Annotated in this window: 12 protein-coding genes; 6 read left to right on the top strand and 6 right to left on the bottom strand. The window is 42.6% G+C overall.

What is annotated here, in order from left to right:
• Positions 1-24: 24 nt before the first annotated feature.
• The 6 genes from JRG66_RS15450 (at position 25) to JRG66_RS15425 (ending at position 9740) form a co-directional block, all read left to right on the top strand.
• Complete coding sequence (locus JRG66_RS15450) at positions 25-1035, top strand: glycosyltransferase family 2 protein (protein WP_265163657.1); 1011 nt, start codon at positions 25-27, stop codon at positions 1033-1035.
• Complete coding sequence (locus tag JRG66_RS15445; protein WP_265163656.1) at positions 1025-1981, top strand: YbbR-like domain-containing protein; 957 nt, start codon at positions 1025-1027, stop codon at positions 1979-1981. The genes JRG66_RS15450 and JRG66_RS15445 overlap by 11 nt, the downstream gene beginning before the upstream one ends.
• On the top strand, positions 1978-2562 hold the full coding sequence (gene coaE, locus JRG66_RS15440) for a dephospho-CoA kinase (RefSeq protein WP_265163655.1): 585 nt from the start codon (positions 1978-1980) through the stop codon (positions 2560-2562). The genes JRG66_RS15445 and coaE overlap by 4 nt, the downstream gene beginning before the upstream one ends.
• 73 nt (positions 2563-2635) lie before the next feature.
• Positions 2636-4204: a sensor histidine kinase gene (locus tag JRG66_RS15435; protein WP_265163653.1), complete on the top strand. Its 1569-nt coding sequence runs from the start codon at positions 2636-2638 to the stop codon at positions 4202-4204.
• Between the two features lie 3 nt (positions 4205-4207).
• Positions 4208-4930 (top strand): response regulator transcription factor, encoded by a 723-nt coding sequence (locus tag JRG66_RS15430; protein WP_029037458.1) that lies wholly within the window; start codon positions 4208-4210, stop codon positions 4928-4930.
• A gap of 835 nt (positions 4931-5765) precedes the next feature.
• Complete coding sequence (locus tag JRG66_RS15425) at positions 5766-9740, top strand: HYR domain-containing protein (RefSeq protein ID WP_265163651.1); 3975 nt, start codon at positions 5766-5768, stop codon at positions 9738-9740.
• Here JRG66_RS15425 and miaA read toward each other — a convergent pair.
• From miaA to JRG66_RS15395, 6 genes are all read right to left on the bottom strand, one after another.
• The gene (gene miaA / locus JRG66_RS15420) at positions 9733-10641 is read right to left on the bottom strand and encodes a tRNA (adenosine(37)-N6)-dimethylallyltransferase MiaA (protein WP_265163650.1); all 909 of its coding nucleotides are present in this window, start codon (positions 10639-10641) and stop codon (positions 9733-9735) included. The genes JRG66_RS15425 and miaA overlap by 8 nt on opposite strands.
• Complete coding sequence (locus JRG66_RS15415) at positions 10634-11461, bottom strand: ion transporter (protein WP_265163649.1); 828 nt, start codon at positions 11459-11461, stop codon at positions 10634-10636. The genes miaA and JRG66_RS15415 overlap by 8 nt, the downstream gene beginning before the upstream one ends.
• Positions 11462-11557: 96 nt before the next feature.
• Positions 11558-13525, bottom strand: coding sequence for a DUF3858 domain-containing protein (locus JRG66_RS15410; protein WP_265163648.1), 1968 nt, complete (start codon positions 13523-13525; stop codon positions 11558-11560).
• Entirely contained in the window at positions 13518-14891 is a 1374-nt protein-coding gene (locus JRG66_RS15405; protein WP_265163647.1) for an exonuclease domain-containing protein, read from the bottom strand. The genes JRG66_RS15410 and JRG66_RS15405 overlap by 8 nt, the downstream gene beginning before the upstream one ends.
• Positions 14892-14904: 13 nt before the next feature.
• Positions 14905-15564, bottom strand: a complete 660-nt coding sequence (locus tag JRG66_RS15400) for a YggS family pyridoxal phosphate-dependent enzyme (RefSeq protein WP_265163646.1) — start codon at positions 15562-15564, stop codon at positions 14905-14907.
• A 4-nt stretch (positions 15565-15568) separates the two neighbouring features.
• Positions 15569-16804: a DUF1015 domain-containing protein gene (locus JRG66_RS15395; RefSeq protein WP_265163645.1), complete on the bottom strand. Its 1236-nt coding sequence runs from the start codon at positions 16802-16804 to the stop codon at positions 15569-15571.
• Positions 16805-16815: the final 11 nt, after the last annotated feature.

Genomic DNA, 16815 nt, shown 5'->3' with positions numbered 1-16815 from the left:
CACTTTCTTTAATACATTTGTGCCATGGAGCTTTCTTTTTCGTTCATTATCCCCGTTTACAACCGCCCGGCCGAGATCAGGGAACTGCTGCAAAGCATGTGTGAACTCGACTACGGCAAAGCCTTTGAAGTGGTGATCGTTGAAGACGGTTCTACAGTTTCTTCGGAAGAAGTGGTGAGCCAATTTAATGAATTGCTGAACATCAGCTACTTCAAAAAACCGAATTCCGGTCCCGGGGATTCCCGGAATTACGGAATGGCCAGGGCTGCCGGTAATTATTTCCTGATCCTTGATTCTGATGTGATTTTGCCAGCCCATTATTTAACCGAAGTTGAAAAAGGGCTGCAGCAGGATTTTGTTCATTGTTTTGGTGGCCCCGATGCCGCCCACCAGGAATTTAGCGATCTCCAAAAAGCCATTAATTACACCATGACCTCTTTTTTGACTACCGGCGGAATTAGAGGTGGAAAGAAAATGCTTGGAAAATTTGAACCCCGCAGCTTTAATATGGGATTGTCAAAAGAAGCCTTTCTTGCCAGTGGTGGCTTCGGAAGGATCCATCCCGGTGAAGATCCTGATTTGGCACTGCGGCTCCAAAAAAGGCATTTTGAGACAAGCTTATTTCCGGAAGCTTTTGTTTATCACAAGCGCCGTATAGACTGGGAGAAATTTTACCGGCAGGTAAACAAATTTGGGATGGTAAGGCCTATATTAAACAAATGGCACCCAGAATCGGCCAGGATCACGTACTGGTTTCCCGCCTTGTTTAGTCTCGGCTTAATGGCAACGGTTGTTTTTGCCATTTTTGGATGGTATTTGCCCTTGTGGCTATATATCGCATACTTTGTAACGCTGTTTTTTCATTCCCTTTTCCTAACCGGCAGTGTAAAGATCGCAGCCTACGCTCTTGTAGCTACTCTCGTACAATTTTTGGGCTACGGGTTTGGTTTCTGCAAGTCAACCTGCTATCTTAGGTTATTCAACATGGACCCGGAAGAGAGGTTTCCAAAGCTATTTTTTAAACATGCTCAATAGATTTAAAACGGTTACCAGGGCGCGGTTTAAAAAAACCGACTTTAATTCATTTTTGTTTTTCCTGTTCTTCGCCATAGTAATCTGGATCTTTGTGCAATTTTCCAAGCAGTACAGCGAAGTGATTGAAATTCCGGTGGAATACGTGAATGTGCCACCAGATAAATTGCTGCTGAACAATCCTGAAAACCTTCAGCTAAGGGTAGAGGAGAACGGGTTTACCGTGGCCTGGTTTTCACTTTTTGCGCCAAGCCTTCATATAGACCTCTCTAAAGCCGAAATGAACAACGGGAACCTGGTGTATGATCTTGTCGAAAACCGGGCAGAACTTCAGTCCCAGCTGGAACTTGATCTCGATGAAAACCAGTTCTTAAAAGAAGCACTTGTCGTAAAGTACGAACAAAAACAGGAAAAAAGGCTGCCGGTGATCTTCCGAAGTAATATAGCGTATGCAGCAGGCTACTCGGCTGTGAACAATCTTAGTTTCACACCCGACTCCATAAGGGTAAGCGGCCCCGATAACATTTTAGACACCCTGTCAAGCCTTGTTACCAAGCCGCTCTCGCTTTCAAGAGTGAAAAACGATCAGGAAGGCACTGTGTATCTCGATACCACCGCACTTCCAAATGTGACTTTTTACCAGAACCGGGTGCGCTACAGCCTGGATGTGGAAAAGTTTACCGAGGGAAAGGTGCAGGTGCCTATTGAGGTCATCAATGTGCCGCGGGGACTAAATGTGGTGATATTTCCGAAGGAAGTGGTGTTGTTCTTCCAGGTTAACCTGAAAGATTTCAATAAAGTGACCGCTTCAGATTTCAGGGTGGTGGTCGATTTTAATAATGTGCGGGGCGAGCAGGATTTTCTTATTCCTGAAGTGATCAAGAAACCAGATTTCACATCAAACCTTCGGCTTAATGAAAAGAGGATTCAATTTATTATCAAGAAATGAGGGTTGTAGGGCTTACAGGAGGAATTGGAAGTGGAAAAACTACGGTTGCAGGCTTTTTTAAAGAACTGGGAATCCCGGTTTACATAGCCGATGTGGAGGCGAAAGCACTCATGAATACCGATATGGAAGTGAAAGCTGCCGTAAAAGCCCTTTTTGGGGAGGAAAGTTATAAAGATGGGCAGGCAGACAGGAAGTACATTGCATCACAAGTGTTTGGAGACCGCGATAAACTAAGCCGGCTAAACGGAATTATACACCCGGCTGTGGCGCGACATTTTGAGGCCTGGAAACACAGGCAGGAGGCGCCTTATGTGATCTACGAGGCTGCAATTCTTTTTGAGACGGGAGGCTATAAAAAATGCACTTATAATATACTTGTAACGGCTCCTTTTAATATAAGGATAGAGCGGCTGAAACAGCGTGACAATTCTACACTTGAAGAAATAGAGGCCAGAATGAACCACCAGTGGAGCGATGAAGCAAAGGCAAAATTAGCCGATTTTACCATCGAAAATATTGCGCTTTCCGAGACCCGGGAGCAAGTGCGCCAACTACACGAAACCCTCCTTAAGAGCGCGTAAATACTGGATTTCTTTTGTTAACTTTTGGTTAAAGGCCTATTTGGCTAAATGTTAAAATCATACTTTTGAAAATATGAACAAAAAAATATTTTTTCTTTTGGTGGTTCTCATGAGCCTCTCTCTTATAGGAATTATATTTGTTCAGGGATTTTGGATAAAGAATACAGTTGAGAGCAAAGAAGAGCAATTCTCTTTTAATGCGAAACAGATACTGCGAAGAGTAGCCAATGAAGTAGAGAACAACGAGCTGGAGAACTATTATTTCGCGATGCAGGAATTGGTAGATAGTCTGGGTGCACAGGCAGACAGTTCTATCATCAACGAAATTTTTGAAGAACAGCGGGAATTCTCAGATGATGTTTACCAATCTTACCAGGGTGGCCTGGAAGAAGATTTTAAGCTTTCTACCGCATTTCTGGATGCCTCTGTTGATACCGTTCAGTTTAAAAAGCTGATCAACCGCAAGGTGTCAAAACTGGTGGAGAATGACAGTGTGAACGAGGATATGCTTTCTACCACCGGCAGGATCAACCGCATCTTCAGGATGAAAGATGTCGAGAAGGAATTTATCCGTTCTACTGTGAGCGAATATACGAGCAGGAAACCCCTGCACGAGCGGGTTTCTAAATCATATCTGGAAGAATTGATCCAGACTGAGCTAAGGAACAGGGGAATGAACACCTCCTTTGAGTACGGTATTTACGGTAATGGCCTGGCTACCAAGGTGCAGTCAGATAATTTTGAGCTTGATGCCAGGACCACTTACAGGGTGCCGCTTTTTATTTCGGGGAATAGTAGTAACAATTACCAATTGTTCGTAAATTTCACTGAAAAGAAACAGGTTGTATTGTCTTCCATTACTTTAATGGCGGCTCTATCGATCATTTTTACCCTTATTATTGTGATAGCCTATTCCAGTGCGCTCTCTCAGTTAATAAGGCAAAGGCAGATATCCGAGATAAAAACGGATTTTATAAACAACATGACGCACGAGTTCAAGACCCCCATTGCGACAATAAACCTGGCACTTGATGCCATTAAGAACCCAAAGGTCATGAACAACCCCGAAAAAGTGGCACATTATCACCGCATGATTAGGGATGAAAATAAACGCATGCATGCGCAGGTTGAGAACGTGTTGCGAATATCCAGGCTGGAAAAGAATGAGCTGGACCTTAAAAAGGAAAGGCTCGATTTACATGAATTGATTGAAGAAGCCATCACGCATATAGAATTGATCGTGGAAGATAAGCAGGGGTATGTGCAAACACATTTTGGAGCTTTAAGGGCTTCGATCCTGGCCAACCAGACCCATTTCACAAACGTGATCGTGAACCTGCTTGACAATGCGGTGAAATATTCCCCCGATGCGCCTAAGATTGATATTTACACCGAGAATGTAAAGAACTATATTGTGATGAAAGTACGTGACCAGGGAAGCGGAATGAGCAAACCTGTTCAGAAAAAAATATTTGAAAAATTTTATCGCGAGCATACGGGAGATATCCACAACGTGAAAGGTCACGGGCTGGGGCTTGCCTATGCAAAGCGAATCCTTGATGATCACCACGGACAAATTAGCGTGGAAAGTGAAAAAGGAAAAGGAAGTACATTTATAATTAAACTACCACTAATATCTTAATTTATGGAAACTGAAAATAAGAAGATTTTACTAGTTGAAGACGATCCAAATTTTGGAACGGTATTAAAAGATTACCTGGCCATGAACGACTATGAAGTCACTCATGCCAAGAACGGAATGGAAGGATTTGAGAAGTTCAAAAAAGACGATTTTGACCTTTGTATCCTCGACGTTATGATGCCTTACAAAGACGGTTTTACCCTGGCTAAAGAAATTAGGGAGAAGAACGAAGAAATTCCCATCATCTTTTTGACTGCGAAAGCCATGAAAGAAGATGTGCTGAAAGGCTACAAAGTAGGGGCCGATGATTACCTTAACAAGCCTTTTGACAGTGAGGTATTGCTTATGAAGATCAAGGCTATTATGCAGCGCAAAGCTACAGACAGTGTTGCCGATAGCAAACAGTTTGAATTCCAGATTGGAGATTTCCATCTTAATTCCAAGCTCCGTTTCCTTACCTTTAGAGATGAAGAGCCATCAAAGCTGTCGCCAAAAGAAAATGAGTTGCTTAGGCTACTGGCTTTACATGAGAACGATCTTATGCCAAGAGAACTTGCACTCACCAAGATATGGAGGGATGACAACTATTTCACCTCCCGAAGTATGGATGTTTATATCGCCAAGCTGCGTAAATACCTTAAAAAGGATGAGAATGTAGAGATCCTGAACATACATGGGGAAGGATTCAGGCTGGTGATAAGAAATAAAGAAGAAGCACAGAGTTAACCTCTTAGATTTCAGTTTCTAAGTATTGGGTCTTGCTGCAGTTTTGCTGCAGCAATGTCCCGATATTTACATGTTAACACATTCTTGCCCGGGGGTCTTCGTTTACTTACTTATATTTGCGTGTAACCTGCACTAAATGAGGAGACTTCATGCCATCCAGAAATGTCATTTTACTGCCGTACTCCTGCGGCATTTTTTTGGTTGTGGCCGAAATTCAAAAGGGCTCAAAAATGGCATTTTTAACAGGTTACTTTTTCTTTTTTTTCTTCTGAATGTTGGGGGAAGCCTATATGCTCAGAATGGAGTAGATATTTCCAGTTCAGAAAATAGTCCTACTCAACAAAATCCTGTACCAATCAACTTTGAATTTGATCAACCTATAAATGGGTTTGATCTAGGGGATGTAACTCGCGCTGGAGGTTCATTGGATAATTTTTTTATTGAAACTCCTGATTTTAGTCATTTAGCTGCATCGTCTAAGCTGCTCAAAGAGTTTTCAATCGGATTAGAGGATGTTTTTACTGGGAATTATCAGACAAAGTTAAATCAAATACCGATTTCAATTGATGTAAATTCCTTAGGTGAGGTATTCATATTGACTTTTGGGAATGGGATTAGAAAATTTAATTCTTCGGGTATTGAGGTTGCTTTTCCTGTTAATGGGCAGTATTTTGATTCTCCTTTAGATTTAGCCATAAATAGTAATGATGAAATCTTTGTTGCAGATAATGGGAAGAGGCAAATATTTGTATTTTCTAGTAACGGTACACCTCTCACCAGCCAAACCCTAGGGTCTGGTTATTCAGGACAAAATAGAACAGAATTTTATGGTCCAATGGGACTTGAATTTGACAGCAATGATAATTTATATGTTGCTGATTATTATAATGGTACTGATCCGGCCGTAACAGAGCCCAGTAGAGTGAAAATTTATTATACCAATGGAGATTTTTACGAATTTTTTGGACGATCTCCTTCCAATAAATTTAACTCTCCTTATCGATTATTTATCGATGAAAATTTTCAACTTATAGTGGCAGATTTAGGTAGTGTAAATGGAAGGGTACAAATATTCGATGTTCAAACTCCTAAAACTCCAGTTTTTCTACCAGAAGGTGATGTTATTAATAATTCAGTTGATTCGCCGGGAAGTATCACAGTGGATAATAACGGATTCATATATATAGGTGATTTTGGACCTAATGTTAATATAACTGAAATACTAAATTTAGAGGGTGGTAGTGTGCAGGAGATTGCCGCTACATTTTCAGATGTAAGTAATGGTATTCAATATGAAGAATTTAGTATTAAAGTTTTTGATTCTTCATTAAATTTTAGAACCCGAATTATTTCAGAAATCGACCTTCCTGTTGATTTGTCATTAAAACAGTGTGGTTCATTATTAGTAAACAATGCGACTTTATCAGGAAGTTTACCATTTGATTTTAAATTTGATCTAGAATATTACAACCGACTTCCGGATACTTTCACGGCCGATCTTACTATAGCTGCAGAATGTACACCTGCCACAGTTTCTGTAGAGGCAGGAATTGGTATTGATTTAGAATGTCAACCTATACCTGCTCAGGTTTCCAATACTCTTTCTATGATATGGGATCAAACTGTACCTGAAATAGATTGCACTCCGGCCGAAGTTGTTCTTCCCAGGAACGGACAAGGAAAATACATACTTCCAGATTACAGTAACCGAGTAAGTGACAACTGTGATCCCAATATTGCTGTAACACAAATTCCTTTACCGGGAGAGATTACTCAGGGTGGACCAGTAACAATATCTGCTGAAGATGCTGCGGGTAATACTTCTTCCTGTTCTTTTACGGTCAAACTTGAAGCGGGTCCTGCCCCCACATTTTCATGTCCCGATCTTAATGAAATTCCTGAACTCGAACTGGATGCTAATTGTACTTATCAAGAAACAGATTTCGGTTATTTACTATCAAATTTTCAAAACTTCACTAGCGATGAATTCCTGGTGCAAACTGTAACCAGACAGGAAAATGTTCTGGAAGTAAAAATTAAAGTCTATGATGGCGAAAATGGAAACTATGTAGATGAATGTAATTTTGATGTTTCCCTTGTAGATAACACAGCACCATCTATTTCATGTCCTTCTCAAAATATTGTGGAGACTGTTCCTTTTGGAGAAACCGGGAAAAAAATTGATTATACCGTAACTTATGGAGATAACTGTTCCGGAGCTACCATTAAACAAACAAGTGGTCTTGCATCAGGAGAGGTGTTTCCTGTTGGACTAACTATCACCAATACATTTGTTGTTACAGATGCTTCTGGGTTAACGGCGACATGCAGCTTCACTGTTACCGTATCAGAAAGTAATGACCTGGAAGACCCAAAGATCATATGTCCCACAGATATTGAAGTATTGGCCGATCCCGAAGAATGCGGGGCAGTGGTAGAATATGACTGGCCTACGGCAATAGATAATGCGGGAGAACCCATTATTTCCATAATTAATGGAGCGCCTGTTTCGGGAAGTATTTTTCCGGTGGGCCCAACGGAAATTGTATTTGAGGCAAGGGATGCAGCCGGTAATATTGACACCTGTACTTTGACAATTACAGTAATAGATGAAGAAGCCCCTGTCTTCACCACCTGCCCATCAGGTACTGAGAGAACTATTACCGCTGTCAATGGTCAATTCATAGTTCCTGATCTTCTTGGAGAAGTAAAAGCTGAAGATAATTGTACAAGTGATGCAGCCATTACTTACTCCCAGGAGCCCGGTGCGGGTGAGGAAATATTTTCTAATACAACATTAAAAATTTATGCATTTGATGAAAATGGAAAAGAGTCTGCTCCCTGTGAAATTCAATTGATTGTAGATAATGATGAGGATGAACTGGAAATCATCTGTCCTGCAAACAGCACTCCGTCTTTTGGAGACAACTGTGCCTTTGAGCTGCCAGATTACACCAGGTCAGCGACTGTGAATTCAGCTACAGCCCTTGTCACTCAAAATCCGCCTGCAGGCAGCCTGATTTACGGCAGAACAGAGATTACACTTACTGCAACTGAAGGTGGCGAGACTGCCGGGTGTACTTTTGTTATCGATCCGGTTGATGATGTAAAACCGGTGATTACCTGCCGCAACGACCTGGAAATCCACCTGAACAAAGATGGCTTCGGAATCATTCCGCCAGAAATATTGTTGTCCACTTTGGAGGATAACTGCGGAATAGATAATGTAAGCCTGAGTATAAGCCGCTTTGAGACTTCAGATGCTGGTGAAAATGACATTCTGGTGACTGTAGTAGATATCAATGGAAATGTGGAGACCTGTGAGGCCACTGTAAACGTGCTGCCTTATGATCCTCTTAAAGATGTGGGTTGTGTTGATTCGGTTGAATTACCGCTCGGTCCCGGTGGTTATGCAGAGCTCAGCCTCCACTATACCGGAGAAGAAGAAGATATTCAACTCGAATTGAGTAAAAAGGATTTTACCTGTGATGACATTGGCCTGCCTCAAACAATCACCGCCACCTATTTTGGAGAGTATACCGGCAGCTGTGAGGTGGAAGTGAATGTGGTTGATAACCTGGCTCCGCTTGTAAACTGCATTTCTGAAATTGACCTCATTCTCGATGAGAATGGCCAGGGCCAATTATCTGTTGAGGATATAGATCTCAATTCTACCGATAATTGTAAGATTGAAGATATGTTTTTGAGCAAAGGCAATTTTACCACCGAAGATGTGGGCACTCAGACTGTCCGGTTTACCGTGACCGATGCTTCAGGAAATTCCGATTTTTGTGAGGTCAATGTGAATGTGAGGCCTTTTATGGGCACCAATGGCGAACTTAATTGTGTGGAGGAGATCACACTTCAGCTAAACAACGACGGAAATGCCATTTTAAAGGCTGAAGATTTGTTTGACGGAGATCCTGCGGGGCTTGAATTCTATGGGGAAACCACTTACACCTGTGAAGACCTGGGTGAGAATTATATCACTTTTTCCAAAAAAGGTGATCCCGCCCAAAACTGTGAGATCAAAGTGGTGGTAGAAGATAACATCGCGCCTGTGGCTGGTTGTGTGGCCGATTTCGTGTTGATGCTCGGTGAAAATGGTACTGCCAGCCTCTCTCCCCAAGATCTTGAAGCTGGTTCTACAGATAACTGCGAAATTGCTTCCATGAGCCTTGACCGTACTTCTTTTACTACCGCCGATATCGGTACCCAACAGCTGGTGCTAACGGTCACCGATAGTTCCGGGAACAGTGGTAGCTGTGAAACAAGTATTGAGGTGCAGGCTTATAAAGAAAACCCCTCGGGAGTGGAATGTAAAGACCTTTTTGTTCTTCCCCTCGACACTAACGGAACGGCAGAATTACAGCCCCAGGATCTTTTTACAGGAAACATGAGTGGCACCTATGACGTGAGCCAGTCCCTTTTTACCTGCCAAAACCTTGGGGAGAACGAAGTGACATTTACGTATTCCACGGCCAACGGAAAAGGCACCTGCACAGTAAAAGTGATGGTTGAAGATCCTCAGAATGTTTGTGAGAACCCTCCGGCACCAGAATCCGATTATCTGATCATGTACCCCAACCCGGGAGATGGTTTGGTGAGCTTTGAACTATCGCCTGGGCTTAAGATCGAGAGGATAGAGGTATTCGATTTTAGGGGACGGTTCCTTCGCGAGCAGCAGTATGACAACAGCCAGCCCATTCCGGAGTACCAGCTTGATTTAAGTGCTTACCAGGCCGGGGTTTATCCGCTTATGATCTACACCAACGGACGGGAGTATCTAAAAAGGGCAATTATCAGGTAATTTTTTTCTGAAGTGTGGAGATGACTTCAGCCGGGGGAGTTTCGGCATCAAACCAGTTGATCTCATCATTTTTCCTGAACCATGTAAGCTGCCTTTTGGCAAACCTCCGGGTATTCTTTTTGATCTCGCTCACCGCTGTTTCAAGGTCCCACTCATGTTCCAGGTATCTAAAGAGCTCTTTGTACCCCACGGTATTCAGGGCATTGAGTTCCCGCTTTGGGAAAAGGGCTTTAACTTCCTCCAAAAGGCCTTCCTGCATCATCATGTCAACGCGCCGGTTAATGCGCTTATAAATGACCTCCCTTTCCGCAGAAATCCCCACGTATAAGGTGTCAAAAAAGCGGTTTTTGGAACTCTTTTTTCTGAAGCTGGAATAAGGTTTTCCGGTGCCCCTGCAAATTTCAAGCGCCCTTATCACCCTGTGCGGATTTTGCAGGTCAACTTCGGAATAATACTCGGGGTCCAGGGTCTTTAGCTCCTGCTGAAGGTGTTCCAGGCCTTTGTTTTCAAGTTCCTCTTTTAAACTGGGCCTGATTTTCCGGTCTACTTCAGGAAAATTGTCAAGTCCCTTTACTACCGCATCAATATAAAGTCCGCTGCCACCAACCATCACCACTACATCCTGTTTTAAGAATAGCTCCTGAAGCCTTTGCAGGGCATCGCGCTCAAAATCTCCCACCGAATAGTCATTTTCAACAGGAATATGCTGGATAAAATGGTGTTTAGCGGCTTTTAGCTCTGCTTTAGAAGGCACGGCGGTACCTATTTGCATTTCCCGATAAAATTGCCGGGAATCGGCCGAAATGATTTCAGTATTAAAATGTCTGGCAAGTTCAATTGCCAGTGCTGTTTTTCCAATGGCGGTTGGGCCTACAACGGCAATTAGGTATTTGTTATTCATTTAAGGGATTTCCGCAGTTATGGCAATATTCTGCCTTATCCAGGTGTTTGGTCTCATTACAATAGGGGCAAGCCTGCGTGTTTACGGGGATTTCACTGGCCGAGGCCCGGTTAAATTCCGAAGTAACTATTCCCGTGGGCACAGCAATGATCCCATAGCCCGTGATCATGATCACAGAAGCGATGAACTGCCCCAGGGGCGTTACCGGGTGAATATCGCCGAAACCTACCGTGGTGAGTGTGACTATGCACCAGTAAATGCCGGTGGGAATACTGGTGTAGCCATTTTCGGGCCCCTCAACCAGGTACATGATGGTACCCATGATGACGCATAAAATGACCACGGCGTAAAGAAAAACAAGGATCTTTGCCCGGCTGTTGCGCAGGGCGGTGAGCAGCCGGTTAGACTCTCCAATATAGCGGGTGATCTTCAGGATCCTGAAAATTCTTAACAGCCTTAAAGCCCTCACAGCAAACAAAAGGTTATGGCCACCACCTAAAATGGCCAGGTAGGTAGGCAGGGTTGAAAGCAGGTCTACTATGCCGTAAAAGCTGAAAATATAGCGGCTGGGCCGGTTGATCACCACGATGCGAAGAATGTATTCTATGGTAAAAATGATGGTGATGATCCATTCGGCGGTGTAGAATTCCCAGTAATACCGGTCGCTCATTCCCGGGATGCTCTCGAGCATCACCAAAATAATGCTCAGTACAATGACCAGGAGTAAGCCTATGTCAAAAGTTTTTCCCGCAGGAGTATCGGCTTCATAAATGATCTCATGAAGTTTACTTTTCCAGGATGGGATGTTTGTTTGGGCCACGCAAATTGAATTACAGCCTAAAAATAGGATTTTTCAGGAGAACCTTTTTATCTGAAAGGAACTTGTTTTAGAATAAAGCTTTGCGACTATGAAAACTTAAGTTTTTTTCTTTTCCCTTACCAGAATTATTGACTGTTCCTGTATATTAAGTAGCTCCGAAAAAAACTTCTGGAAATAGGGATAGAAGCCAGCGCTGTAAACAGAGTGAGGAAATGATACTCTGCAGTGTATCATTGCAGAATGATCATTTACCTTTTGAGTCAGGAATTGTAGGGAACCCCCTTTTTCCGGAAGAATTATTCTCCTGTTCTCGGGAAATTCAACGAATTCGTATGTCTCGGGTATAACAAGGCTTATATTGTAGGTGTAAATATCTTTATAGCCGAAATCAATTGGGTAGGTTCTCTCCTTTAGCTTAAAGGGGTTTTCTTTGAAAAACTTAAAACTGAAAGGATTAACATAGATGAGGTCGTTGATCTTCTGACTGGAGTTATGAAGGTTAAAAGTGATGTTTACCTGGTTCTCTACATTTTCAGGAACTGCTATAAGACTTCTGGTATGGGAATTAGCATTTGTAAGGGACTGAAAGATTTCTTCGGGTTGGATCTCATCCAGTTTATTCCTGACTGCAAGTGCGTGGTAGCCCGAAAAATTATGAATTGAATTTCCTGTAGTGGTTCCGTTGCTGTTTAGCTTTATAGAATCCTGAATAGTGATAGTGGAGTAGACTTCCGGTTCTATATCTATCCAGCTGCTACCGTTCTCAAAGTCCAGTAGCCTTCCATACTTGTTTAGAGTGCGAAAAGGAATAACACCAAATTCAGTATTTTTTTCGGTAGCATCGAGCAGGAACGTCTTTCCGTCAATCTCAAGCTGCACCATGAGGTAATTAAATTCGGAAAGTACCGGATATAACTGGGTGGGCATGCCATTTTGCCGGGTAGAGCTTAATACGGGAAGAACATTAAAACCTTCTTCGATATAAAGGTTGTGGAGCAGGATGTTAATAGCCGAAACATTGCCGGTCTTCTCCTCAAGGAGTTCCTTAATACTCACATTTCTGTAGATTTGGTAGTCACCGTTCCATTTGTAATTACTTTTTACAAACTCGAAGATCTCCTGCGCTTTTTCAAGGTTGTTAGCTTTACTGCTTATACTTTCCGGAAGGACCTCGCGTACCCATTTAGTCTTTCTAAGTTGTTTCCCCAGGTCATTATCATTTTTGAGTTCGCGATCAACATCTTTCCAGGATTTAGTGAATTTTTTCACCCGGCCGTCAGGGTAAAGTACCTCCTCAAGCTCATATTCAATACGCGAAATAAAATTGAACTTAGAAGTAAGGTATTCCTCTTCTTTAAAGGCAGGAATATTTTTCATCACATACTCAGACCGGCTACAGTCGGCCTGCCCTGCAACTCCCTGAATAGAAAAACAGTCTCTTTGAATCTCATTGTTCTCCACATCAAGCGGCTGTTCTCCTATTTTTTTTATGTGATACCTGTAATTCCCCGGAATATCGGCAAGGTAGCGACTATATATTTTAGGAATGCTTTCCTGAAACCACCAGGTTTCGAAATTGAAATAATAAGGAGATTCCTTTTGATATGAATATACCAGGACTGCTCCCGGTTGCACCGAGGGAAAAGTAAATTTTACAATATTGTATTCAGGATTTTCTTCAGTATAAATGAGAGCAGGATCGAGGTTGCGAACCTGTTGTTTCCCATTTTCCAGGTAATAGGTGGTAGCTTTAAGCTTGTGGATCTTTTCCTCTCCATTTTTCCCCTTAAAAAGTTTTATCTGCACACTGGCATGAGGAAAACCTTCTTTGTTCAGGATCTTGATCTTTGCTTTATAGTCGGTAAGAAGGTTGTAATCTCCTGAAGACTCGAAGCGGCTGTAGCCATCTTCATAGATGTAAAAGGCATTTGCGGTAGAGTCTTTACTGTAGGCTGTCGCCTTAAGTTCGTTAAAAGATACATTCAGGTTCTGAGTGTTGAAAAGATCCTGGGCAGAAAGTGCTGCTGAAAATAAAAGAATTGGGAGCAGTAGATATTTATTCATGCGGATGAAGATGTATGATTTTTAAACGATGGTTCTTCCTCAAATAATTCTGAATGATTTGCTGGGCATCGCGATCATTTTTCATGGGGGTAATGATCGATTTAATAATTTCCATATTGTTCAACTGATGGTTGAGGTTGAAGTATCCAATTCCTTTAAATTCACCTTCTTCTACCAGCAATGCACTCTTTTCATCCAAATCTCTTCCGCGGTCAATAACCAGCATATTTTGGTTCTCATAGCTGTAGGTTTCCAGCACCTTTTTTACGCGCTCATTGTATTCTGAAGCATTTTCTTCTCCCGCACAGGCGCCGCGGCATTCTTTCATGCTGTAGTTAAAGCAGCTGCCCTTCCCGTCGTAAAGACCGGTAAATCTCTGGCACAACTCGTATTCCTGAAGGATCTTTTCTAAAGCCGATTTTGCCTGCTGCAGGTTGGTAAAAGCAGTGATATATTTTTTCCTGCCGTCAATTTTGCCCACGCGCAAATGGATAAAACCCTCTTTATCTGTAGCCTGATAAAGGGCGTGGGAAAATAAAGTACGCTTCGCAGACCTGTTGAATTTGGGCTTGTTGCGCTTTACTTCTTCATTTTCCTTAAGCAATGCATTGAGTTCATTTCCTGTGGCTTCATAGCTCACCGATGCGACTTCTTTCTGAATTTCCCGCGATTTCTTGTTGTCGCTCGTAAAATGCTGGTTTACCCTTTTCTTGATGTTTTTGCTTTTCCCAATAAAGATGATGTCGCCATCTTCATTGTGAAGATAATAAACCCCGGTGATAGACGGCAGTTCATCGAGCAGCTGTACCAGTTTGGTGCTCATCTTCAGCTTTGGTGCATTGCGAACCGAACTCTTTAAAATCTCTTTTTCTGAATCTTTGGCCAGCAGCATCTTAAAGAGCTTTACCGTGGCCTGGGCATCGCCGGTAGCCCGGTGCCTGTCACTCAAAGGAATGCCAAGTGACCTCACCAGCTTGCCAAGGCTGTAGGAGGGCAGGCCGGGAATCAATTTTTGGGAAAGTTCTACGGTGCACAGGCTTTGCCTTTCATAGTCAAAGCCCAGCCTGCGGAACTCTGTTCGAAGGATTCGGTAATCAAATTTGGCATTGTGCGCTACCAAAATAGCACCTTCTGTAATTTCCACTATACGCCGGGCCACCTCGAAAAATTTTGGGGCACTCTTGAGCATATCGTTGTTAATGCCGGTAAGGCCAACAACAAAAGGCTGAATGGGTATTTCGGGATTTATCAGGCTAATGAATTGATCAACGACCTTGTGGCCGTCAAATTTATAGACAGCGATTTCTGTTATTCCCTCTTCATTGTATTTCCCTCCGGTAGTCTCTATGTCTAAAACTGCGTACAACTGCTATGTGCTCTTAATTGTAATTTCTTTCGCCAAAAATGGCGCTTCCCACTCTTATCATCGTGCTCCCACAGTCAATAGCGATCTTGTAGTCGCCGCTCATGCCCATTGATAAAGTATTTAGGAAATTATATCTGGATTTCAAATTATCAAAAGTAGTCTTTAAATAACTAAATTCCTTTTTAATCTTCTCTTCTTTTTCGGTAAGGGTTGCCATTCCCATTAACCCAACCACCTTAACGTGAGTCATCTCGCGAAAAGCTTGTGACTGTAGTATGCTCTCTGCTTCATCAACATCTATTCCATATTTAGTGTCTTCTTCGGCAATCTTTATTTGCAGAAGACACTCTATGGTTCGGTCGTACTTTTTGGCCTGCTTCTCAATTTCCTTCAGCAATTTCAGGGAATCTACGGCATGAATAAGGTCTACGTATTCTGCCATATATTTCACCTTGTTGCGCTGCACGTGGCCCAGCATGTGCCATTTGATATCTTTAGGCAGGTTTTCCCATTTTTCGGTCATTTCCTGGATCTTATTTTCACCAAAGACCCTTTGTCCGGCGTTGTAGGCCTCTAAAATGTCACTTTCGGGTTTGGTTTTGGAAACCGCAACCAAAGTCACTTCTTCAGGAATTTCTGCTTTAAATGATTTGATGTTCTCTGCAATGTTCATAGCTCTAAAATTCATAAACGGTAAGGCCGCTCCTTAGTTTTGGCTCAATACAGGTGCTTTTTGGCGGCATGGTCAACCCGGCATCTGCAATTTGCTTTATTTCTTCAATGGTTAAAGGCAACATCCCGAAACCAACGGCAAATTCGCCTTCATCTACAGCCTTTTTTACGTCAAAAGTTTCATTTCTTCCGGGAAGATAAGAGATTCTGTGATCGTTTTTAAGGTCTGTGATGTTTAAAATAGGCCTTAGCACCTTAATAAACAAAATGTAAGGATCAAGGGCACTCAGCGAATCGGTAAATTCATAATTGGTACGGCGCAGGTACAGCGAGTAGTATTCCCCATCCAGGTACATCGAAAAATGGTGTTTTTTAGAGGGCTTGTAAAACTGCGTGCCCCTATTCTCAATGCGGAACCATTCGTCTAGCTGAATTAAGAATTCCTCTTTTCCAAGTCCGTTAAGGTCCCGCACCAGCCTGTTGAATTCGTACAATTTCAGGTTGCTTTCGGCGATCATATAACTCAGGAAGAAGTTGTAAGGTTCTTCCCCCGTGTGGTTCGGGTTCTTTTCACGGGATTCTTTTGCCAGAAGCCAGGAGGAAGCACTGCGGTGATGGCCATCGGCGATATAAACTGCCGCCATACGGTCAAATTCTCTTCTTATCAGCTCTGTTTTTTCAGGATCATCTACTATCCACATGTAATGTATATCGCGGTTCAGAGAAGAGAATTCATACTCTGGCCGCTCCTGCATTACTGTAGTAGTGATTTCGTTGATCACAGGGCTGTCGGGATAGGTGAGCAGCACAGGCTCGGTGTTGAAACCAACCGTTTTCAGGTAGTCTTTAAAAAGTTGTTCCCGGTGGGAAATGGTGTCCTCGTGCTTTTTGATCACATTGTTCTCGTAATCGAGCGCACTGGTGGCCGCAATAATTCCGCAGTAGGCCTGGTGCCGGGAAATGGTTTTATAGATGTAATATGCCGGTTTTTCATCCTGAATAAAGACTTCCTCTTCTTTAAATTCGAGGTACCTGTTCTTTACAAGCTGAAACCGCTCACTGCCCGAAATTTCCTTCTGAAATTTATAACCGGGGTTGATGATATGCAGAAAAGAAAAAGGATTGTGCTCCAGCTGAAACCTCACTTCTTCCACCGAATATTCCTGGTAAGGCCTCGAAGCTACAAGGCCCACCTTATCCCGCGAAGGCCGCACAGCCCTGAAAGGAATTATTTTTGCCAAATGCTGCTGAT

Source organism: Salinimicrobium tongyeongense, from assembly GCF_026109735.1.
GTDB classification, from domain to species: Bacteria; Bacteroidota; Bacteroidia; order Flavobacteriales; family Flavobacteriaceae; genus Salinimicrobium; species Salinimicrobium tongyeongense.
Note: the sequence above shows the minus strand (reverse complement) of the source record. Positions and strands in the feature narration are given on the sequence as shown.

Bases quoted from the DNA above. Each gene is read 5' to 3' on its own strand.
- coaE (WP_265163655.1), top strand. From the start codon at position 1,978: ATGAGGGTTGTAGGGCTTACAGGAGGAATTGGAAGTGGAAAAACTACG.
- JRG66_RS15450 (WP_265163657.1), top strand. From the start codon at position 25: ATGGAGCTTTCTTTTTCGTTCATTATCCCCGTTTACAACCGCCCGGCC.
- JRG66_RS15445 (WP_265163656.1), top strand. From the start codon at position 1,025: ATGCTCAATAGATTTAAAACGGTTACCAGGGCGCGGTTTAAAAAAACC.
- JRG66_RS15430 (WP_029037458.1), top strand. From the start codon at position 4,208: ATGGAAACTGAAAATAAGAAGATTTTACTAGTTGAAGACGATCCAAAT.
- JRG66_RS15435 (WP_265163653.1), top strand. From the start codon at position 2,636: ATGAACAAAAAAATATTTTTTCTTTTGGTGGTTCTCATGAGCCTCTCT.
- JRG66_RS15425 (WP_265163651.1), top strand. From the start codon at position 5,766: ATGGGACTTGAATTTGACAGCAATGATAATTTATATGTTGCTGATTAT.
- miaA (WP_265163650.1), bottom strand. From the start codon at position 10,641: ATGAATAACAAATACCTAATTGCCGTTGTAGGCCCAACCGCCATTGGA.
- JRG66_RS15400 (WP_265163646.1), bottom strand. From the start codon at position 15,564: ATGAACATTGCAGAGAACATCAAATCATTTAAAGCAGAAATTCCTGAA.
- JRG66_RS15410 (WP_265163648.1), bottom strand. From the start codon at position 13,525: ATGAATAAATATCTACTGCTCCCAATTCTTTTATTTTCAGCAGCACTT.